This window comes from Priestia megaterium NBRC 15308 = ATCC 14581, from assembly GCF_000832985.1.
Taxonomy (GTDB): Bacteria; Bacillota; Bacilli; order Bacillales; family Bacillaceae_H; genus Priestia; species Priestia megaterium.
This window is the reverse complement of record NZ_CP009920.1, coordinates 449,717-471,669: the sequence shown is the minus strand read 5'-3', so window position 1 is coordinate 471,669 and position 21,953 is coordinate 449,717. Positions and strand designations below refer to the sequence as shown.

The following is a 21,953-nucleotide window of genomic DNA, read 5'->3' as shown; positions in this document are numbered from 1 at the left end:
ACCTCCTTTTCAATTGATTATTGGTGTTGGCCGGTTTTGAGGAACAGGGGCTTCAAAAGGTGCACGTTGATAAACTGCCTGTAATTCTCCCAGCGCTTGTATCGATTGTTCAACATCTTTTTTCATCAATGCTCTCAAATCATCATCAAATACAAGTCCTTGCATTAGTTTTGATTTCGCTAAGCAAAGGGTTTTAAAATTAATAACTTCATGTAGATCCAATGACTCATGATCGGCTAATTTTTGAATATCCATTTCTGATTACCCTCCTTTTTTACGTGAATACAATGTTAGTGTTCCGAATATTGGAGGAAACATTCTATAATGTTTTTATAGGTGAATTATATTAAGTAGTTATAATGTACATATAATCCGGAAAATTAATTGGTAATAGTTAGGGTTAAACGCTTTGGTGGTCCTTTTTCTTGTTAGCTAACAGATAGGTTAGTCGAACAAGAACTCTTTTAATTACATCAAACTTTTTGATTTAAATATGACATGGAAGAAGGTTAGGCTAAAAAGTATCAAGGGAAATAGTGAGAGGTAAAAAGTGCTGGACTTGAAGTTCATGCTTTAAATCCTAATGCCGTAAAAACAATGAATGAAGTAGGAATCGATATCTCAAACCAAACATCTCATGTAATTAATCCTGAAATTCTTAATAATGCTGCTTTAGTTGTGATACTATGCGGACACGCAGTAGAGTATCTGTGTGTAAAATATTTACATGTGAAACGAATTCACTGGGGCTTTGATAACCCGTCGATAGCAGCAGGAACAGATGAAGGAAAATGACATTCATAATTCCATGCTTCTATGTGACGCTCTATAGAAGGATTAACAACATCCATATCTTTCCTTTTAAGAATGTCAAAAAGACGCCCCCTGTTTTGATCCATTCCTTCTTTAATAAAAGCGTGACAGCCTCATGGGTAAGTATTGTTAGACTAATCAATATAGTGAAGCTTATAATAATAAAAGTATAATTTGTAAAGCGATTACAATAATCATTAGAATGAATAATTGGTTTCAAATTAATCTTCAAGCACTGTAAAGAACGTAAAGTAAGGGATTTATCATATAGAATCCATATTATATTTTTTTAACTAACTAGGGGCGAAACAAATGAAGGATTTCAGATATATTTCACAGCCAGGCTTTACTGATACCGGGATGATTTTTAAGTTTGTACAAAGAAGTAACGAGTTTATTCATACTTTTGCCGAGGGAGAATTACTGTATACGTTGGGGGTTAATCGAGAGGATATCGTCGGAAAGACGCTTCATGATTTGTATTGGGATGATATTGACACTGCCAATTTGCTAAACAGTTATTACAAAAAAGCATGGGCAGGACAGTACATTGAATATGAAGGTAAATTTAGAGGTATTTATTATGTAATTTATTTAAGACCTTTATTTCATAAGGATAAAGTAGCTGAAGTAGTCGGAACTTGTGTGGACATTACTAACAAAAAGATTATGGAAGAGGACATTCTTCAAAAAGAACAAGAACAAAAATTAATGAATTCCTATGCATTCCAGCGTAGTTTGATTGATTGGTTAGATAGTGGGATTGCAGTAACAGATTGCAATAAAAAAATAAGGCTCTTAAATAGGAAATTTTATGAACTTTTCCAGTTGAAGGGTGAAATTGATTGCCATATTGGGATGCACGCTTCGGATTTACATTACCTTTTTGATAAAGAAATTAATAAAATTAAGCTCGGAAATACAGAAAAACTAACAAAAATTACGAAAGAAATTAAAATAGATACAAGTATGACACTACGCTACAATTGTTTTCCCTTAAATGAGAAAAATAATTTTGTAGGCTACTTGTGGGAGTTTGAGGATATCACAGAACAAAAAAAAATGGAAAGAGTTATTGTTCAGGCAAAAGAAGAAGCTGAAAAAGTGAACATGGCCAAATCAAGTTTTTTGTCTAAGATGAGTCATGAACTGCGTACTCCGTTGAATGGAATTCTGGGTTTTGCTCAATTATTGGAGATGGATGAATCTTTAAATGAACAACAGCGTGATTTTGTACAGGAGATTTTAAGTGGAGGAAGCCATTTATTAAGTTTAATTAATGATATTTTAGACGTGTCAAGAATAGAAACGGGAAATTTAAAGATTTCTGTAGAGGAAGTTCATCTTTTAACTGTCATCAAGGAATGTATCAATATTGTACAACCATTGGCTAAGAAGAAGAATATTAGTATTTATAGCCAACTGGATCAATGGGAAGATATGATGGTTCTTGCTGATCCTATACGTCTTAAACAAATATTGCTAAATCTACTTGATAATGCTATTAAATACAATCAAGAAAATGGAAAAGTCATTGTTTTCTGTCGTTTACAAGAGAATAAGCAGTACATTCATATCGTAGATACAGGTGTAGGTTTTTCTGTAGAGGAATATACTAAAGTGTTTGTTCCATTTTATCGAATCGAAAATACAAAAGAAGAAGGTACAGGGATTGGGTTATCTTTAGTTAAACAGCTGGTGCATCTAATGGGTGGGGATATTAATGTAACAAGCAATAAAGGAACAGGAAGTGAGTTTTGTTTTAGCCTTCCTCTTCCAAATGATTCAAAGACTGTCATACAATGGGGTGAACAAACTGAATTTCCTCCAACAAATAATAGGAAGGAAGATAACTATCGTTTGCTATATATTGAAGATAACGAATCCAACTTGCACTTAGTAAGTAACATCATTAAATCGCAGCCTTCCTATACGCTCTTATCAGCTCGTACAGGAAAAGAAGGAATAGAAATTGTAGCAAACGAAAAAATAGATTTGGTTCTTCTTGATATTAACCTCCCAGATATTAATGGATATGAAGTATTTGAAATTTTAAAAGCAGGCAAAGAAACGAAAGATATTGCTGTCATCGCTGTAAGTGCGAATGCAATGCCAAAGGATATTCAATATACATTAGATAAAGGATTTGATAACTATTTAACAAAGCCCATTCATGTACAAGAGTTTTTGACAATCCTAAGTGAAACGCTAAACAATACAATTAATCAAAATATTCCAGATCATAAAATTTTAAGTACGGGACCACATGGCGAGGAAGCTGCCTCAGCAAAAACACTTCGTTTATCTTTGAAAGAGCTAAAAAAAATTAAGAAAAAGAAATATAAGGCTGCTATTGCTATGCATTATACTGGAAGTGATTGGTCAAGGTCTCAATTGGAAGGAATGCAAACTACTTTTGAGAAAATGGGCATTGAGGTAGTAGCCGTGACAAATGCAGAATTTAAATGGAAAAAGCAAGTAGCTGACATTGAAAGCATTTTAGCCAAAAAACCGGATATCCTGGTGAGCATTCCAGTTGATCCAGAATTAACTGCAAGTGTATATCAAAAAGCAGCCCAGGCTGGTGTCAAGCTGGTGTTTATGGACAATACACCGAATGGTTTGCAGCATGGGAAAGATTATGTAAGTATTGTTTCTGCTGACAATTATGGAAATGGCATTGAATCGGCTAATATCATGGCTGAGAAATTAGATAGAAAGGGTAAGGTCGGGATTATTTACCATGATGCTGATTTTTTTGCAACCAAACAAAGAACGGAAGCATTTGAAAAAACTATAAAGGAAAGGTACCCTGACATTCAAATTGTCGATCGCAGGGGAATTACTGATTCGAATGATGGAGAAAAAGTGGCATCCGGTATGATTGCTGAACATCAGGATTTAAATGGTATTTTTGTTGTATGGGATGTACCGGCTGAAGGAGCTTTGAGGGCAACTCGTACTGCAAAAAAAAGCAATTTAGTCATTACGACAATGGATTTGGGTATGAACGTCGCCTTGGAAATTGCACAGGATGGACCTATTAAAGGACTAGGTGCCCAGCTACCATACCAGCAAGGAGTCGCCGAAGCGATTCTAGCAGGGTATGCCCTACTTGGAAAACAAGCGCCACCCTATGTAGCCGTTCCGTCTCTAAAAGTAATGAAAGAAAATGTAATTGATGCTTGGCAGCTCGTTTATAATGAAGATGCTCCAGATAGTATTCAAAGTGTTGCGAAATCAAGAAACGCTAGGGAAAAGGGGGAACAACAAGATGAAAGTATTGATCGCAGACGATGATGTTACCTCAAGAAAATTGTTAAGGTACTTTATTGGGAGTTTATCCAAATATAAAATTGTTGGAGAGGCCGCCAACGGTGAAGAATTGATACACTATGTTACGAAAGAAAAACCGGATCTTGCTTTAGTCGATATCGGAATGCCCTTATTGAATGGGATGGAAGCGGTTAAAGCATGTAAAGAACTTTTCCCGACTTTACAAGTTATTTTTATTACTGGTCATGATAATTATGCACTTGAGGCATTTAACGTAAAGGCAGTAGACTATATTTTAAAGCCAATTGATAGAAATCGTTTATATGGTGCTTTAGAGAGAGCTTCCCAAGTGTCTATTTCACTAGTCGATAAAGAACATTCATTTAAAAAGGATTTAATGATTAAACAGCAGAAAAATATAATGTTTATTCCATTAGAAGAAATTATCTTTATTGAAAGACTTGATCGGAAATCTGTTATTCATACTAAAAATGGTAAATTCGAGACAAATGAAGCTTTAACTAGCTTGGAAGGTGCCGTTGATTCTAGGTTTATGATATCTCATAGATCTTATATTATAAATGTGGAACTTTTAACAAGAATTGAAGCAACGGGTCAAATGTATAAAGCCTATTTTAAAGATTATAAGGAAACTGCAAGGATTTCCAAGCATAAAGTAGACAATCTGCAAAGGTACAAATTATTATAAAACATAGAGCTCAGCAATAAGTGCTGAGTTTTTTTAATTTGTTGTTTTTTTGTTTATATGGATAAAAACGACGCTTAAAAGGATTTTTAAAGAGTTTGAACCTCAGAAAATGTTGTCTGAATCCAATTAGACAATATTTTTGTATGCGATTACAATTCTGTTATAGAGAAGAACAAGAAAAGAGAGTCGTAAAATGGTGCGAATAATAGATGTAGCAAAAAAAGCAAATGTTTCAACTGCTACAGTGTCAAGAGTGCTAAGTAAACCTAACACTGTAACGGAAGAAACGACTGAGAAAGTATTACAAGTAATTAAAGAATTAAACTATCAGCCAAATGCATTAGCTCGCCAGTTAAGAACATTAGAAACCAAAACCATTCTAGTCATTGTACCTGATATAACAAATCCTTTTTTTTCGAAGGTATTAAGAGGAATTGAGTCTGTAGCCGTCATAAACGGATATCAAGTTCTGCTTGGGGATACGGGCAATGATTTGGAAAGAGAAAATGGGTATTTAAATATACTTCTCCAAAAAAAAGCTGATGGAATGGTTTTACTAACGGCGAGAATGAAATCGAAGAACATTGAGGAAATGGCTCTCAAATATCCTGTAGTTTTGGCATGTGAATATATAGAAGGTTCAGCCATCCCCACCGTTTCTATTAATAATATCAGCGGGGCTCAAAAAGCAACAGAATATTTGGTTAAGCTGGGACATAAAAGAATAGGATTTATATCAGGTCCCCTAGATGGAGTGATAGGCCAGGATCGATTAAAAGGATTTTATCAGACAATGACACGATACAACCTGACAGTTGAGTCCATTCTAGTGCAGGAGGGTGATTTTTCTTATGAAAGCGGTTTTAATATAATGAATCAATTTTTGGATCTTAATCATCCTCCAACAGCCGTGTTTGCAGCAAATGATGAGATGGCATTTGGAGCTATAAATGCTATTTCTTCAAAAGGATTAAGTGTTCCACATGATATTTCCGTAGTAGGATTTGATGATATAAAATTTTCATCTATTTTCAAACCGGCTCTTACAACCATCTCACAGCCAGCTTTTGAGATGGGCACGATGGCAATGAAATTACTTATAAAGTTGATGAATAAGGAAGAAATTGAAAGACATCAATATTTAATGGAAGATCAGCTTATCATACGTGATTCATGCTCAACACATCTTTCATAAGGGAATAAGAGTTCTTTTGAAAATGTATCTGATGATTTAAATCTTCTTATTTTTTAAAAATTAAGATGTAATCGATTACAAATGGTTGGAAAAAGAATTGCTTAATATCCGATTAAAAAGGGATTTTTAGTTTGGGTTCTTGATAAGTACAATCAATTACAAATACAGGTAGTAAACACAGCTTCTTCTTATAATAAATTAAAAAATATAGTCTTTTTCTAGAATACTTTGTAATCGATTACATGTATTTTGATTCAATTATTTCTTATCTAAATTAATTTAAGGAGGTGATGAAATCCCAGTATTAATACACCATGTACTCATAAGGAATCTTTAAAGATAGGAGAGAAACCATGAAACTAGGATATCAGACAAATACGTGGGGCGGGGTAGTAGGGCATCCTGCCGGAGTCACTTCGATAAAAGACCTTTATTACCTTGCAAATGGATCAACAGAAGAAGCTTTAAAGGATATTGCAGAAGTTGGATATAAAGGATTTGAAATGTTTGACGGAAATCTAATGGAATTTAAAGATAGAAAAGAAGAATTTAGAGCATTGCTGAACCGTTACTCTTTAGACTTTATTGGAGTTTACACTGGAGGGAATTTTATTTTTCCAGATATTTTGGAAGAAGAATTATTAAAAATTGAAGAGGTTGCAGCTCTTGCTTCTGAACTAGGAGCGAAGCATCTAGTAATTGGCGGAGGAGCTATCCGTGCGAATGGTATTTTAGAAAGCGATTACACTGATTTAGGCAATGCTCTTAATCGAGTAGTAGTAATTGCAGAGAAATATAATCTTATTCCAAGTTATCACCCGCATTTAGGAACAAACGTAGAGGCCCCAGACCAGCTGGACAAATTAATGGCACTAACAACGATTAATTTATGTCCGGATACAGCGCATATCGAAGCAGGTGGAGGGAATCCGGTAGAAGTAATTAAAAAATATGCAGATCGCATTAAATATATTCATTTCAAAGATTATTATAATGGAGAATTTCTTCCTTTAGGAGAAGGACATCAAAAGTTTGATCAAATGATCCAAGTTCTGGATGAAATTGGATATGATGAATGGCTTACAGTAGAATTAGATAGCTATAATGATCCGAAAAAAGGAGCAGAAATCAGTTTTAACTTCTTATTAAGTTTTGAAACGGCAAATAAGTCTTAAGGTCAGGAAGAAAGTAGCAGAGATAATATATTAGAAACTTGAAGTCTAATTTACCATAACGATATAGAAAATGTTATTTAAAAGATAATAGATCAGAATAAATAGACTACTTTCATAGGAGGAGAATAAAAATGAAAAAGTTAAACGTAGGTATGATTGGCGGAGGATTTATGGGGAAAGCGCATGCACTTGCTTATGCAGGTATGCCAATGTTTTTTTGGCCGGCACCAGCAGTTCCTCAACGACACACAGTGGTTGATGTGACCGAAGAGTTAGCAAAAGATGCAGCAGAACGTTTAGGATTTGAAAACTATTCATCTGATTGGAGAAAGGTAGTAGAAGATCCTGAAATTGATATTATTGATATTGTAACACCAAATGACTCTCATGCAGAGATTGCCATTGCAGCTGCCAAAGCAGGTAAACATATCATTTCAGAAAAACCGTTAGCACGAACTGCAGCAGAAGCAAAAACAATGCTTGACGCAGTAAAAGAAGCAGGTGTTAAACATATGGTCGCATTTAACTATCGCAGAACACCAGCCGTTGCTCTAGCAAAAAAATATATTGAGGAAGGAAGAATCGGAAAGATTTTAAACTTCCGAGGCACATACCTGCAAGACTGGTCTGCGGATCCTAACTCGCCTTTATCATGGCGCTTCCAAAAAGAGCGAGCTGGTTCAGGTGCATTAGGTGATATCGGAACACATGTGATTGACTTTGCAAGATATCTTGTGGGTGACATTTCAGAAGTAATGGCTATTGCAAAGACATGGATTGGTGAAAGACCGATTCAAAGTGGCGGGGTAGATAAACTAGGAACTGTAAAAGCAGAAACTGATGTACCAAAAGGTAAAGTTGATGTAGACGATGAGTTTTCAACTTTAATTAAATTTGATAACGGCGCAGTTGGAAGCATTGAAGCGACTCGTAATGCCTGGGGTCGCAACAACTTCTTAACATTTGAAATTCACGGAGAGAAAGGTTCATTATACTTTAACTATGAACGCCGTGATGAGCTTCAAGTATGTTTCTCCGATGATCCAAGTGATAGCCGCGGATTCAGAACGGTTTATACAGGACCTGCACATCCATATGGAGAAGGTCTATGGCCAATCCCAGCATTAGGAATTGGGTACGGGGAAACAAAAATTATTGAAACATATGATTTCCTCAAATCAATTGCTGAAGATACAAGCGTATCACCAGATTTTGAAGACGGTTATCAAATCGCCGTTATTTCAGATGCTATCCTTGAATCAGCTGAAAAAGGTGTATGGGTTAATCTTACAGAAAATTTAGTGAAAGCTTAAGCAATAGTTTAGTAGTGGCTAGTCCTAGTAGACTAGCCTTTATTAGAAATAGAGTTGTTGATTTGTGATTCAGATCAATAGAGGCAAGTCAGCAAACGGCTATATATAAAGGTTTTAATTCTCTTTTTAGCTACTACGTAAGTAAAAGAAATCATGGAAAATACAGTTTATTAAGGTGGAGAAAGAAATGGAAAAAATAAAAGTTGGAGTTATTGGGACAGGGTTTATTGGACCTACTCATATTGAGGCTATCAGAAGACTCGGTTTTGTAGAAGTAGTTGGATTAGCAGAACATGGCCAGGAAGTAGCAGAACAAAAAGCGGTTGAACTTGGAATTCCGAAAGCTTATGGGGATTATCGTGACATGTTAAAAGACAGTGAGATTCAAGTTGTTCATAACTGTACACCTAATCACCTTCACTTTCAAATTAATAAAGAAATTATTCAAGCAGGCAAACATGTGTTATCGGAGAAACCATTAGCTATGTCTAGTGAAGAATCAGCCGAGCTATTGAAATTAGCTAAAGAGCACCAGGTCGTACATGGCGTAAACTTTAACTACCGCCAATTTCCGATTGTAAAACAATTAGAAACAATGATCAGAAACGGTGAGTTAGGGAAAGTCAACTTAGTGCACGGAAGTTATTTACAAGACTGGTTATTGTTCGAAACAGACTTTAATTGGCGTTTAGCTCCTGAAGTCGGAGGGAAATCACGAGCGGTAGCGGATATCGGTTCTCATTGGTGTGATACAGTTCAATATGTAACAGGTAAAAAAATCGTCGAAGTTTTTGCTGATTTAGCAACTGTTATACCAATAAGAAAAAAATCTACTTCTCAAGGATCTACTTTTGGGGGACAAAAAGGACAAGAAGAAGCATATGAAGATGTTCCGATTAACACAGAAGACTATGCATCTGTTCTTGTACGTTTTGAAGACGGGGTAAAAGGCTTATTTACTGTGTCTCAAGTAAGTGCAGGGCGAAAAAATAGACTAAGCTTCGAAATCGCTTGCAGTCAAAATTCTGCTTTTTGGAATCAAGAAGAACCAGAAAAGCTGTGGATTGGCTATCGAGATCAACCAAATCAAACTCTTCTTGCAGATCCTACTTTATTTAATTCTGAAGCAAAATCGTCCATTCATCATCCGGGGGGCCATAATGAAGGCTGGCCAGATGCATTAAAAAATGGATTGTTGAATTTCTATACCTTTATTCGAGAAGGTAAAAATCCTTTAAGTGATAAAGCGACTTTCGCGACATTTGAAGATGGACATATGTCCATGTGCATTACCGACGCCATTTTGGCAAGTCATGAACAACAAAAATGGATGAAAGTGAAGGTAAAGCAGGAGGTACGTGCATGAAATTAGGGGTGTTTACAGTTCTTTATCAAAACTTGCCTTTTGAAGAGATGCTGGACAAACTATGTGAAATGGGTGTAGAGGCCGTTGAATTGGGCACAGGCAATTATCCAGGAAACAGTCATTGTAATCCCGATGAATTACTAGAGAGCCCAGAGAAATTAAAAAGATTTCAAGCTGCCCTTACAAGTAGAGGACTTACAATAAGTGGTCTAAGTTGTCATGGCAATTTACTGCATCCAAATAAGATGGTTGCCAAAAAGGCTCATGACGTGTGGAGAAAAACAGTTTTATTAGCTGAACGTTTAGAAGTGCCGGTGATTAATGGATTTTCTGGGTGCCCAGGTGACCACCCAGGTGCCAAAAATCCGAACTGGGTAACCTGCTCTTGGCCACAGGAATATACACAAATCCTAGATTGGCAGTGGAATGAAGTAGTCATTCCTTACTGGAAAGAGGAAGTGAAATTTGCAGAGTCACACGGTATCCATCAAATTGCGCTTGAAATGCACCCGGGGTTTGTTGTGTATAACCCTGAAACTCTCTTGAAATTAAGAGAGCATGCTGGGCCAAGTATTGGAGCTAATTTTGATCCAAGCCATTTGATTTGGCAAGGGATTAATCCAGTAGAAGCCATTAAAAAACTTGGTCGAGAAGAGGCTATTTTTCATTTTCATGCAAAAGATACGTATTTGGATCAGGCAAACATTAGTGTTAATGGGGTATTAGATACAAAACATTACAGTGATACTTTGAATCGTTCGTGGACATTTAGATCCGTAGGATATGGGCAAAACGAAAAAGTATGGAAAGATATGGTGAGTGCGCTTCGTGCGGTAGGATATGACTATGTGATATCTATTGAGCATGAAGATATGCTAGCTTCGTTAGATGAAGGATTAAGTAAGGCCATCTCTTTATTAAAAGGCGCACAATTTAAAGAACAATTAACTGAAATGTGGTGGGCGTAATAGTATATTTTCTATATAATTAACGATAAATACCCAATCGGGTATTTGTCGTTAACCATTGAAGAGAACCATCTAATGAGTAAATGTGACTATCAGCATTGTTAAATATATAATTTTGAGGTGATTAAAATGAATGCGATTTCAAAAAGAGAGCAAAACACCAAAGGTCTTCCATCAGCTATGATTTGGGGCTATATCGCAACTCTAATTTTTATGGTAGGAGATGGTCTCGAACATGGTTGGCTTTCACCATATCTTATTGAACATGGCTTAACCGTTCAACAATCTTCTACTCTCTTTGCAGCATACGGAGCTATATTAGCAATCGCCTCCTACTTTTCGGGTGTCCTTACAGAAGCATGGGGACCAAGAAAGGTTATGATAGCAGGCTTGGTTATCTGGTTAGTAGGTCAAATTCTTTTTATTGAATATGGTCTAAAACCGCATAATTATGCAGTTATGTTACCGACTTATGCTATTCGAGGATTTGGTTATCCTTTATTTTGCTATTCGTTTTTAGTTTGGGTTACGTATCGCAGTCCTGAACGTATTTTAGCTACGGCAATAGGGCTATTTTGGGCAGCATGGAGTGGCGGTCTTTATGTTGTTGGAAGTTATTTTCCAGCTTATATGATTCCGAAAATCGGATATATTGGATTAATGTGGAGTGCGGTCGTATGGGTGTTAATCGGTGGATTAATTGGAGTTGTTGTTGTAAAAGGCCAAGTACATGAACGTGAGGGTAATGGCAAGGAAAAATTGAAAAGTTTACTCAGTGGACTAACTATTTGTATTGAAAAGCCAAAAATCGCAATAGGCGGAGTTGTTCGTATAATAAACTCCACCGGCGTAGGTGCTCTTCCAATCTTTTTCCCTCTATACTTGTCCTCTGAATATGGATACAGTACAGAAGAATGGTTACAAGTATGGGGAACTATGTGGGTGGCCAATATCTCTTTTAACTTAGTCATTCCTTATATCAGTGACAAATGGTTAGGTTGGCGAAAGACAATTATGTGGATTGGCAGTGTCGGTTGCGGTGTAATGACTCTGGTTATGCTTTATACTCCTCAAATGTTCGGGCATAATTTCTGGGCATTAACTGTGGTAGGCATAATTTTTGGAATCGTTCTATGTGGTTATGTACCACTCTCTGCTCTAGTAAGTTCATTAGCACCCGAAAAGAAAGGCTCAGCTATGGCTATTGTAAGTTTTGGGGCTGGAATGTCTTACTTTATTGCACCTGCAATTGTAGGAACATTCATTGGTAGCATGGGTGTACACGGAGTCATGTGGATATTTGCTGGTTTGTATTTTGTTAGTGCTATTTTGATGATATTTATGAAATTACCAGGTGAAAAAAAACAAAACAAGAGCAGTTATTCACCTGAGAAACAAGTCGGTTGAAAGTAAGGACAATCAATATGGCAGACAGGATTTTATACTGTTTTAACGAATTACTAAAGTGAGTGGATATCATATAACAAACATAATAAAAAAGTCCTTGAAATTCAAATGATTTCATGGATTTTTTTATTTTCCTAATGGACAAGTTAACAGGTGAATTCTTTAGAGATGTTAGCAATGCATGAGTTATTTTATACTCCCATTTAAAGAATCTCTGCCTAAAGTGTGTGAATCAAATGAGATAATTGCAGAAATAAAGTATCCCTTGTATTAAGGTTGTTCATATGCAAAATTAATAAATAACTCTTCTTTCTTAGCCCTGCTGCTCTAATTCTTAGTCAGCGATCTCCTCCACATTTAATAAAGCAATTACCTATTTGCTCTTGTAGAGTAAAGCTCTCTTTTTTGATGTGTTTCTTCTATTGATGATAAAGAAAGAATAAATAAACTCTAAGATTGTAGCTAAAGCTAGAATAGGCACAGTAACCTTAATTATAATACCAAAAGTACTTGCTGTATCAACTGATAAAAGAAACAATCGAATTGTAACTACATACAAAATTATCGAAGTGACTAAAGAAACGATTGATATCTTTAACGCATTAAAAAAAATTCTCCATACAACTGACCGTTTTTGGTGTTTATTAACAGAAAATCAGTAGGATATTTAAGTTAATGTAGAGAAGAAATTGCGAATAATTGAAACAAATAGGCAGATTTAATCATTCTTCAAATGTTCCTATATTTTTTTGCCTCTTGTTGTTGATTAACAAGCACTATCTAAGATAAATCGTACTCATTATTAAAAATATGTCTTATAACAGACATTGTAAATCTAACCAATAATAAGGAAAAAGAGAGAGAATAAAAAGTAGTTGTCCAATTCCATCCATTTTTATATTTAATAAGGCGTGTATTTTTTTCTAGCCACAGCTCAGCAATAGTCATAGGTATACTGAAATACAGAACTTTTAAAAGGCACTGAATGATGCGGGAATCCTTAGTTAGTTGATTATAAAAGACACAAGTAATTGGGAAAAGTATGTAATCAAACAACACGCTTGTTTTAACTTGTCTTGGAAATCGGGTGGGATATTGAACATAGCCTCTTTTTACAATCAGATTATCGACCAATGATGCATAGTAACTTTTTATAAAGAAAACAAGGAGCCATTCCTTTGCAAGTGGTTTTTTTATTAAATATATAAAAGAACTAATACCAAAGAGATAAAGGAATTTTATAAGGTTTATTTCAAATTTTCGACCCAATGTTTAGCACCTCCACAAAGATAGTTTATCTTTAATGCAGAAGGTTATACTAAGGAAATTCCATAATTAGATTAGTAAACAGTGAATAAGCAAGGTTCTATTTTGATATAAAATTGTTTCCAGGTTATGAACATTTTCACTTAAACTAACGGGTAGCAAATGCTTAATATGTACAACCGCTTTCTCACTTATTTGAAATAGAAACGGTCACCGTGACTCTAGACAAGCTGGCGAGAAGGTTTGCTCTTTAGTCTTGTTGACGGATTGGCTGATACCCGTGCTGGAGCTGGACATTCTATAAAATATAAAAGAATAATCATAGGGACAGCTCTACTTTTTCAAAGAGGAAAGGATCCGCCCCTGTGATTAAAAACTTATTTTCTTTTAAGAAGCCAGTCTTGAAAATCGGTGGCAATTATTCTTTCACCTGTGATTCCCTCTGCAGCAGCTGAGGCTAAAAAAACAATCGGCTCGGCCATAACCTTTGGATCTAATAGCTGGAATTTTGATTCAATCTCTTTTCGAACTTCGTCCGGAATCATCCCGGTAGTAGTGGCACCACCCGGTAAAAGCATATTCACCATAATTCCATATTCCTTTAAATCTTCGGCCATTATATATGAGAGTGATTCAGTAGCTGCCCTCGATGGTCCATAGGGTACAAAACCCTTTCTTTTCATAGTCTCATGGTTCATAGAAATATTAATCATTCGCCCATGACCTTGTTCCATCATTAAAGGAGCAAACCCTCGAGCTACTAAAAAATAGCCTGTGAGATTGATGTCAATTAAATCTCGAAACCCCTCTGGTGTTACTTTGAAAAATGGCTGAGGCTCGACTAAAAAACGCGGGTTTACTGTCCTCATCCCAATTCCCGCATTATTGACGAGAACATCGAGTTTCCCCCATTCTCTTTTCACCCATTCGACCGCGTTATTGACGGATTGTTCTGATCGAACATCTAAAGGAATTCCAACAGCAGGATAACCCTCGCGCTTTAATTTCTCTACTGCTTGATCCAATTTAGTTCCACCTCTAGAAGCTAACGCCACCGTGGCGCCACCTTGAAGCAAAGCCTCCGCCATGGAAAATCCTAGGCCGCTTGAAGCACCTGTTACGAGTGCATGGATATTTCTTAACTCTTTTGTATTCATTGGCATTTTCCCTCCGAAATGTTATTAAACCACTGACTGATACAGTATTCTATGTAATCATCACTTTATACGAAATTTTTTTAAAAAGCAAAGCTATGATAAAAGAGTAGGGGACTTAAATTGCTAAAGAGGCGGTTTAGCTTAAATACATTTCTTCATAAAGTTAAAAAAGAAAATTTTCCTAATTTCTTATTTATAACAGCTTACCGTTGATCTGGGAATATTGAACTTCGCTACCTGCTAATTGAATTCTACTTCATCTGGAGACCTTTAAATTAAAATGTTTCCTTCCTTCTGAGAGACTTATTAAATTTCGAAAACAATCAATTCAATCATCTTTTCGTATAGAAAACCTTATTAAGAAACATGCATTAGAAAAAATATAAATCATATATATGAGATATCCCGTTTGAATGTTTGAGGAGGATATTATGAAACCTATGTTACCTAGTGAAAAATATTTCGGTAATTTAGAACTAGTTTATGCATTTTATGGGGCTATGCCTACAGGTGTTACTGTTTCAGAAACCGGTCGTATTTTCATTTGCTTTCCGAAATGGGGAGACGATGTTAAATTTACAGTGGCGGAAATTGTTCAAGATAAATTGCAGTCTTATCCCAATTTACAAACCAATTTGGTTAACTCCGAAAATATCACAATGACTTTCATCAGTGTCCAAAGTGTAGTCGCTGATGGAAGGGGAACGCTTTGGATATTAGATACAGCAGCACCCAATTTTTCTGAACCTATTAAGGGGGGAGCGAAATTAGTCGCTGTTGATTTAGAAACCAATACAATAAGAAAAGTATATACCTTTACAGAAGATGTTGTTCTACCTACAACTTATCTGAATGATGTCCGTTTTGATTTTCGTGTTGGAAAAGCAGGTTATGCCTATATAACAGATTCTTCTTCAAAAGGACCAGGAGCTATTATTGTCGTAGATTTATCAAATGGAAACGCGTTTAGACGGTTAAATGGAGCAAAATCAACTTCACCCGATCCCTATTTTTTACCGAAGGTAGAAGGTGAAATTTTGATGAATAGAAACATAGATGGCTCAACTTCCCCATTTAGATTGGCTTCTGATGGAATAGCGATTTCTCCCGATGGCAAAGTTTTATTTTTTTGTCCACTAACCAGTCGTCATCTTTTCTCGATTCCAACAGAAGTTCTAAGGAACCGAACTATACCAGATAAAGATTTAATTTATCATGTGGAGTATTGGGGAGAAAAAGGTGCTTCTGATGGAATGATCACCGATGCAAAGGGAACTGTTTATGCTGGAGATTACGAAAACAACAGTATTCGTAAGATATTTCCAAATGGCATAATGGAAACTATCGCACATGATCCGAGAATTTTGTGGCCGGATACTTTTTCAATCGGTCCGGATCAATATTTGTATGTCATTGTGAACCAATTACATCGACAGCCTAGATTTCATTATGGAAAAGACTTACGAGAGAAACCTTATAGTTTACTTCGTATCAAAATTGATGAATTTCCTGCTCCAACCTTTTCATCATAAAAATAGTCAATTAATTGTTTTCATTATATAGTGTAAAACAAACACGAGTAAGCAAGAAGTATTAGCTTTATTTACTTCTGCCAAATAACATCCAAATGGTTTAATAGAAACAGTTTATTTGGTTAGTGTTAAACTGTTTCGGGAAATTTTTTACAATATCGGTAAATTCAATGCAGTATTAATATTATTTAAATCCAAACGGGTCTGTTCGTTTGGATCTCAAGCATGGTAATCCTTATAAGCTTATTTAATAACATGAATATTGCATACATATCTAGTTAACATAACACCTCTTTAGTTAATGAAGTTGTTCGACTGAAGAATGTAGAAGAAGAATGCAAAATCCTTAAAGAGAAATTCTTTATGAACCAATTTACTAAAGTAGAACAAGAAGTCTTTGCTCGTGCTATTGATGGTTATTCTATTTCAAAAATACAAAGCCTTTTTCATACAGAAGAAAGCACCATTAAAAATCAAAGAAAAAGTATCTTAAAGAAATTGAATACTGAATCGATGACAGACGCTGTTTAGCAATTTCAAAATCTACATCAAGAACCTTCACAGAAGATAATACGCATTTCATAATCATATAAATGCCTTTAAGGCTAGAAAAAGCAGGCTTAATGCTGCTTTTTTTTAGTCTACTAATCCCTTTTCCTTAAACACTTTTCTCAGAGCTTCATTCACTAATTCTGATTTATAACTTTTTGGGACTCGATCAATAATACGTAACACATCATCATCAAAATAAAAACCTCGATACACTCGTTTTGAACGGTCTTTTGGATTTTGCAATAACAAATCAATTGCATCTACTGTACTAGCTTTTTCAAAGCTGCCATTACTACTTTCACTTTCATTTAAATAGCTAACACTAGCTGCTATTTCATTATTGGCTAGCTTTTGTTATGCTGGCATTTTACTATTTTTAGAAATAAGAGTACTAAAATCAACATCCAAAGGTTCTGATTCTTCTCCAACGTAGCGATAAATACTTTCCTTACTGTCCCATTCATAGCCTAGTTTCTTAATCTTTGATTGAATGGTACGAGTACTTACATCATACTGATCAGCTAATTCTTTAATGGTGATTTCTTTCATCATAATTCCATTTAACATCTTTTTTACCAGCATCCTACTAGCCCCCATTTTCGTTTTGAAATTATAGTACTAGTATTTGAATGCAAAATAATATTTCCTGCTTGTACTAACCTTATATAAGCATTTTTTTAATGAGTAATAACAAATAGTTTTTAGGGGAGACTATTTATGACGCTGTGAAGCTTCTGTTTGGAAATCCTCATTACTTGTTGAGTTAACAACATGCTTCGTTAAAAAGCTACTGACCCCTGTTCAGTAGCTTTTACTTTTTAATTAACATAAAACAGCTTATAGGTAGTCAAAAGATATTTAAGGCATTGAACTTGTAACAAATTCAATTAGCAAGGCACCCATAGCCAATGCAATCGTTAGTAGGGTAGAGCATAATACAACTCTCTTACTAGCTATATTGCTCTTATCCTTTAAAGATAACTTTAAATAGAGGAGATATATGACGATTCCTAAAACAATTGAAACGATCCAAGTAATTAAACCAATCTGAGTAACTAACTTTTCCCAATCAAAAATCCAGAAGTATAAAATTAATAACTGAACTAAAATTAATGGGATCGATAGTATTTTTAAAGTATTTCTCAACATAAAATGTCCTCCATAACTAACTTTAAATCGTGTAATTATATGTAAAAATAAAAACATTGAATATTTTACCATAAAAAGGTTAATGTGTATTTTTGTTATATCGATAATATAAAACTCTAGTTCACATAATGTGAATTGTCAGTGGAAATAAAAGGCAGACCTTTAATTAAAGGTCTGCTTCTTTTCTTTGTTCTTTCTTCTTGAAAATACCAATCACTAACACTATAAGTCCTATTACGAAAATTACGGGAAAGATATACCACATTATTAAGGCTGCCCATCCGTTTTCTGTAATAGCTGCGTATGTTAAGCCAAGTGCGAAAGACAAAAAGGGTGAAATAGCTAACATTAGCGTTATTCCCCAAACAATATATTGTCTTTTTTTCGTTTTTCCCTTACTTAGTTGATAAGCGATCAGCGCTCCTATAATTGCAATTCCATAACCTACTACAAATGGCATTCTACCATTCCTCTCTTTTTGATACCTAAGCATCTTCATCAGTAAAAAGGGCACGAGCCGTTTGGATAAAGGCATCCGTTGCTTTTGATGTAGCTTTCGTATCTAGCACTGCTATATTAATTTCTCTGAATGTGTTGGGCTGTAACTCTCGAGAAACTACTTGTTCTGGCAGTGACAAGATGTCTCTTTTCGTTGCAATCGTAATTCCTAATCCTTCTTGTACCATACTTAATGCTGTGTCATATGTAGTTCTTCACCGGCTTTTGTAAAATTTCTGTTTCCGATATCTAAACAATAAGTTGAATTTTTGATTTGTTCATAACGATTTTGTTATATACCATATAATTAATATGCATTTTATTTATAACGAAACCTAATGTACCATAGAAGAGGATTAAGCTTCAAGAAATTAACCGGAGGTAATTAGTATGGTCAATCGCAATAAATTGTTTCTACTTGCACTTATACTAGCTGCATTTAACCTTAGGCCGGGTCTAACTTCAGTTAGCCCAGTCTTGCATGGAATAACGAAGGATCTAGGTATGAGTTCTACTTTAGCTAGTTTGCTCACTTCCATTCCTTTGGTATGTTTTGGTTTTTGTTCGTTATTTGCTGGCCGTTTAGCAAATCGCTATCAATCAGAGAAGATGATTACTTTGGCTATAACTTGCATAGGTATTGCAACGTTTCTAAGGGCCTTTACAAATTCCTCAATTTACCTGTTAATAACAGCTTTATTAATTGGTGCAGGAATTGGCGTTGTAAGCCCTTTGCTTTCTGGTTTCATTAAAAGTCATTTTCCAGACAAGGCAGCATCGATGATAAGCATATACTCTACTTCAATGGTAGTGGGTGCATCTATTTCTATTGGGCTAACGACACCACTTCAACACTGGTTCAATCATTCATGGAAAAATGGATTAGCATTTTGGAGTATTCTTGCTCTACTCGCTATTCCACTTTGGCTTGTGGTAATAAAACAATCTCGTATTCCTGCGAGTAATTTTTCACAAAAGACGAAGGGTTCTTTACCATTAAAAAATAAAAAAGCCTGGCTATTAACTTCTTTTGTAGGGATTGTAACTCTTCTATTTTATTGTTTTGCAGCATGGCTACCAGCCATTGTAGAGGAAAAAGGGTGGACGCCAGCTTTTGGTGGTCTTGCAGGTACAATCGCTATGATTGCACAGCTACCAGCTACTCTTTTATTACCTAGTCTTTTAAAAGTGCTACCGAGCAGAAGGTTTTGGATTACAACCTTTACCTTAAGTATAATAATTAGTTTATCCCTTTTATGTTTTACAAACGTAACACCTATTGTTTCAAGTATATGTTTAGGGGTTGGTGCCGGTGGCCTTGTGTCGCTAAGTTTGTTGCTACCATTAGATATGGCATCTTCCCCTATGGAAGCAAGTACTTGGTCAGCAATGACTCAAGCAATTGGATATATGATCGGTGCAGTCGGCCCATTCATAATTGGATTTCTTCATGATTATCTAGGAAGTTTCGTTCCGACGTTATATCTTCTTATAATTATAGGATTCATTGCCATCTTATTAGGGTGGAAAATCACAAAATCAGCTAAGGGTAAAGCAGAGGGCCTATCTGTGAAATAAAAACCACGAAGTAAATCGTGGTTTTTATTTTAACTTTTGAAAAGGCCTATATAACAACTTTTAAAGTGTAGAGTGATATTACTGTGTGCAAGAGGAGGTTTGGTCCCATGAATACATTTGGTCAGATAAATAGTAGCGATTATATAGAATCACGCGTGGGTATCGCCTACTAATAAAGCCTTATATTACTCGATTATTAGCTTAATACCTATTTTTCTATCTTTCTGAGGTGACGTTATGGATTTACATGATTTAACTAGCCATCTTATTCATCGTACAGATGTAAGAGCAATGAATTATTTCAAGAAAAAACTCAAACCTTATGGCATGACTCCAGTACGATGGAGCATCATTAGTGTTCTAGACTCTCACAAAGGGATAACCCAAACAGAACTAGCAGAAGCAATTGATAAGAAACAAACAACTATTGTAGAAATGATTTATGCGATGGAGGAAAAAGGACTCATAAAAAGAATGTACAGTGAACGAGATCGTCGCTTACACTATCTATTTCTTACAGAAAGGGGAGAAGAGTTAAAGAAAACTCTTTCACCTTTAGTTAAAGACGCTCACCTCTTCGTCACGCGTCAATTAAGTGATGAAGAAAATACTCAACTAAAGACATTGTTAAACAAAGTATATAACGGCATACAATAAGCGGTGTTACTGAATATTCCTTTCTCTAGGTCCTATACGGATTCTTCCATCATCCTTTTGTTTGATTAACAACGATTAAAAATAGTAGAAATAAAAAAGACAGCCACTTTTTGAATCAAACGGCTGTCTTTCATATATGCACTAAATAGTAATACATGTTTCTTTAAGTGCTATTTAAGCATCTTCTTGAGCAAAAAGAGTGAGAGCTGTCTGAATAAAGGCATCTGTTGCTTTGGATGTATCTTTCATATCTAGCACTGCTATATTGATATCTCTATACGTATCTGGTTTTAATTCACGAACAACGACTTGGTCTGGCAACCACCAAATATTTTGTTTCGTTGTAATGGTAATTCCTAACCCTTCTTGTATCATACTTAATCCTGTCTCTATATAATCCATTTCAAACCGTACTTTAGGAGTCAAGTTATACTCGTTGAATAAAGCATGAATCTGTACCTCATAACCGCATTTTCCAATTAGTATATCTTCACCTTGCAGGTCAGGAATACTTATTGTTTCTTTCTGAGATAAAGGATGGCTTGAGTGCATAAGTACAATCAGTTGATCTTTAATTAAAGGTACGGTATCAAAATCTTTATCAGGAGGAATAATAATTCCTACATCAATGCATTTGGAACGTAACCACTCTTTTACTTGATCTACACTACCTTCTGAAAGCTTGATTTCTATACCAGGATACTGACTTTCCATTGTACGTATGATCTTAGGAATAAACCTAGTACAAGCAGTTCGATAAGCGCCAATGTGTACCTTCCCAATTTCTAACCCCTGTTCAGCCACAATTAATTCATCTACTTTTTGTAATTCACTCAGGATTGTTCTAAAAGTAATTAATATTCGCTCTCCTACATCTGTAAAAGATAATCCGTTCTTTTTATCTCTCTTGATTAACTTTGTTCCTAGTTGCGATTCAATTGTTGCTACAGCACGACTTACCGCAGGTTGTGTCATATGTAGTTCTTCACCGGCTTTTGTAAAACTTCCTGTTTCTGATATCCGGACAATAAGTTCAATTTGTGATTTGTTCATATCAATTTTGTTATCTCCTATATAATTAATATGCATTTCATTTGTATTAGAATCCAATGTATCATGAAAGAGAATTGAACTTCAAGAAATTAACCGAAGATAATTAGGATTAGCGATTGCAATAAATTATTTTGATTTATGCTTATAGTACTGTTTTGAGGATTTTATCCTTAAAGTGCATTTGGCTTTAGCAATACTTTATAATGATCCATCAGGAAAATGAGATTTCAATAGTATACTTGCCACTATAATGTTAGCTTGTACTCATGTGATGTATCTAATTCATTCA

The 21,953-nt window shown here is 35.3% G+C and carries 20 protein-coding genes and 1 pseudogene; 13 read left to right on the top strand and 8 right to left on the bottom strand.

What is annotated here, in order from left to right; all coding sequences use genetic code 11:
* Window positions 1–9: 9 nt before the first annotated feature.
* Window positions 10–255: a hypothetical protein gene (locus BG04_RS03110; protein WP_034649925.1), complete on the bottom strand. Its 246-nt coding sequence runs from the start codon at window positions 253–255 to the stop codon at window positions 10–12.
* 285 nt (window positions 256–540) lie between these two features.
* On the opposite strand from BG04_RS03110, the pseudogene BG04_RS03105 reads away from it, so the two are divergent.
* The 9 genes and pseudogenes from BG04_RS03105 to BG04_RS03065 form a co-directional block, all read left to right on the top strand.
* Window positions 541–792, top strand: a pseudogene (locus tag BG04_RS03105) (arsenate reductase/protein-tyrosine-phosphatase family protein); the annotation flags it as partial.
* 333 nt (window positions 793–1,125) lie between these two features.
* Complete coding sequence (locus BG04_RS03100) at window positions 1,126–4,113, top strand: substrate-binding domain-containing protein (protein ID WP_034649927.1); 2,988 nt, start codon at window positions 1,126–1,128, stop codon at window positions 4,111–4,113.
* Window positions 4,088–4,798 carry a LytR/AlgR family response regulator transcription factor gene (locus tag BG04_RS03095; protein ID WP_034649929.1) on the top strand — a complete coding sequence of 237 codons (711 nt, stop codon included), beginning with the start codon at window positions 4,088–4,090 and terminating at the stop codon, window positions 4,796–4,798. Before BG04_RS03100 ends, BG04_RS03095 begins: the two co-directional genes overlap by 26 nt.
* A 193-nt stretch (window positions 4,799–4,991) precedes the next feature.
* The gene (locus BG04_RS03090; RefSeq protein WP_034649931.1) at window positions 4,992–5,993 is read left to right on the top strand and encodes a LacI family DNA-binding transcriptional regulator; all 1,002 of its coding nucleotides are present in this window, start codon (window positions 4,992–4,994) and stop codon (window positions 5,991–5,993) included.
* A 353-nt stretch (window positions 5,994–6,346) separates the two neighbouring features.
* The gene (locus tag BG04_RS03085) at window positions 6,347–7,168 is read left to right on the top strand and encodes a sugar phosphate isomerase/epimerase family protein (protein ID WP_034649933.1); all 822 of its coding nucleotides are present in this window, start codon (window positions 6,347–6,349) and stop codon (window positions 7,166–7,168) included.
* A gap of 131 nt (window positions 7,169–7,299) precedes the next feature.
* A complete protein-coding gene (locus BG04_RS03080; protein ID WP_016766273.1) occupies window positions 7,300–8,481 on the top strand; it encodes a levoglucosan dehydrogenase in 1,182 nt (393 codons plus the stop codon).
* A 187-nt stretch (window positions 8,482–8,668) separates the two neighbouring features.
* Window positions 8,669–9,847, top strand: coding sequence for a Gfo/Idh/MocA family protein (locus tag BG04_RS03075; protein ID WP_034649934.1), 1,179 nt, complete (start codon window positions 8,669–8,671; stop codon window positions 9,845–9,847).
* Entirely contained in the window at window positions 9,844–10,815 is a 972-nt protein-coding gene (locus BG04_RS03070) for a sugar phosphate isomerase/epimerase family protein (RefSeq protein WP_034649937.1), read from the top strand. Before BG04_RS03075 ends, BG04_RS03070 begins: the two co-directional genes overlap by 4 nt.
* Window positions 10,816–10,944: 129 nt before the next feature.
* The gene (locus BG04_RS03065) at window positions 10,945–12,222 is read left to right on the top strand and encodes an MFS transporter (protein ID WP_016766270.1); all 1,278 of its coding nucleotides are present in this window, start codon (window positions 10,945–10,947) and stop codon (window positions 12,220–12,222) included.
* A 780-nt stretch (window positions 12,223–13,002) separates the two neighbouring features.
* On the opposite strand, the gene BG04_RS03060 is transcribed toward BG04_RS03065, so the two are convergent.
* Together BG04_RS03060 and BG04_RS03055 are read right to left on the bottom strand one after the other, a co-directional pair.
* Window positions 13,003–13,491: a CBO0543 family protein gene (locus tag BG04_RS03060; protein WP_034649939.1), complete on the bottom strand. Its 489-nt coding sequence runs from the start codon at window positions 13,489–13,491 to the stop codon at window positions 13,003–13,005.
* A gap of 374 nt (window positions 13,492–13,865) precedes the next feature.
* Window positions 13,866–14,651 carry an SDR family NAD(P)-dependent oxidoreductase gene (locus BG04_RS03055; protein ID WP_016766268.1) on the bottom strand — a complete coding sequence of 262 codons (786 nt, stop codon included), beginning with the start codon at window positions 14,649–14,651 and terminating at the stop codon, window positions 13,866–13,868.
* A 425-nt stretch (window positions 14,652–15,076) separates the two neighbouring features.
* Here BG04_RS03055 and BG04_RS03050 point away from each other — a divergent pair, with 425 nt between their 5' ends.
* Window positions 15,077–16,177, top strand: a complete 1,101-nt coding sequence (locus BG04_RS03050; RefSeq protein ID WP_034649941.1) for an L-dopachrome tautomerase-related protein — start codon at window positions 15,077–15,079, stop codon at window positions 16,175–16,177.
* A 363-nt stretch (window positions 16,178–16,540) separates the two neighbouring features.
* On the top strand, window positions 16,541–16,708 hold the full coding sequence (locus BG04_RS29300; protein WP_080743150.1) for a helix-turn-helix transcriptional regulator: 168 nt from the start codon (window positions 16,541–16,543) through the stop codon (window positions 16,706–16,708).
* A gap of 375 nt (window positions 16,709–17,083) precedes the next feature.
* Here the strand turns inward: BG04_RS29300 and BG04_RS31280 are convergent, their stop codons facing one another.
* From BG04_RS31280 to BG04_RS03020, 4 genes are all read right to left on the bottom strand, one after another.
* On the bottom strand, window positions 17,084–17,311 hold the full coding sequence (locus BG04_RS31280; RefSeq protein WP_034656828.1) for an HTH domain-containing protein: 228 nt from the start codon (window positions 17,309–17,311) through the stop codon (window positions 17,084–17,086).
* A gap of 276 nt (window positions 17,312–17,587) precedes the next feature.
* The gene (locus BG04_RS03030; protein WP_034649945.1) at window positions 17,588–17,878 is read right to left on the bottom strand and encodes a hypothetical protein; all 291 of its coding nucleotides are present in this window, start codon (window positions 17,876–17,878) and stop codon (window positions 17,588–17,590) included.
* Between the two features lie 166 nt (window positions 17,879–18,044).
* On the bottom strand, window positions 18,045–18,338 hold the full coding sequence (locus BG04_RS03025) for a hypothetical protein (RefSeq protein ID WP_034649946.1): 294 nt from the start codon (window positions 18,336–18,338) through the stop codon (window positions 18,045–18,047).
* Window positions 18,339–18,363: 25 nt separating this feature from the next.
* Window positions 18,364–18,564, bottom strand: coding sequence for a type 2 periplasmic-binding domain-containing protein (locus BG04_RS03020; protein WP_034649948.1), 201 nt, complete (start codon window positions 18,562–18,564; stop codon window positions 18,364–18,366).
* 202 nt (window positions 18,565–18,766) lie between these two features.
* Between BG04_RS03020 and BG04_RS03015 the strand changes: the two genes are divergently transcribed.
* Both BG04_RS03015 and BG04_RS03010 read left to right on the top strand, forming a co-directional pair.
* A complete protein-coding gene (locus BG04_RS03015) occupies window positions 18,767–19,954 on the top strand; it encodes an MFS transporter (protein ID WP_034649950.1) in 1,188 nt (395 codons plus the stop codon).
* 237 nt (window positions 19,955–20,191) lie between these two features.
* Window positions 20,192–20,611, top strand: coding sequence for a MarR family winged helix-turn-helix transcriptional regulator (locus BG04_RS03010; RefSeq protein WP_034649952.1), 420 nt, complete (start codon window positions 20,192–20,194; stop codon window positions 20,609–20,611).
* 174 nt (window positions 20,612–20,785) lie between these two features.
* Here BG04_RS03010 and BG04_RS03005 read toward each other — a convergent pair whose 3' ends face one another.
* Entirely contained in the window at window positions 20,786–21,664 is an 879-nt protein-coding gene (locus BG04_RS03005) for a LysR family transcriptional regulator (RefSeq protein ID WP_034649955.1), read from the bottom strand.
* Window positions 21,665–21,953: the final 289 nt, after the last annotated feature.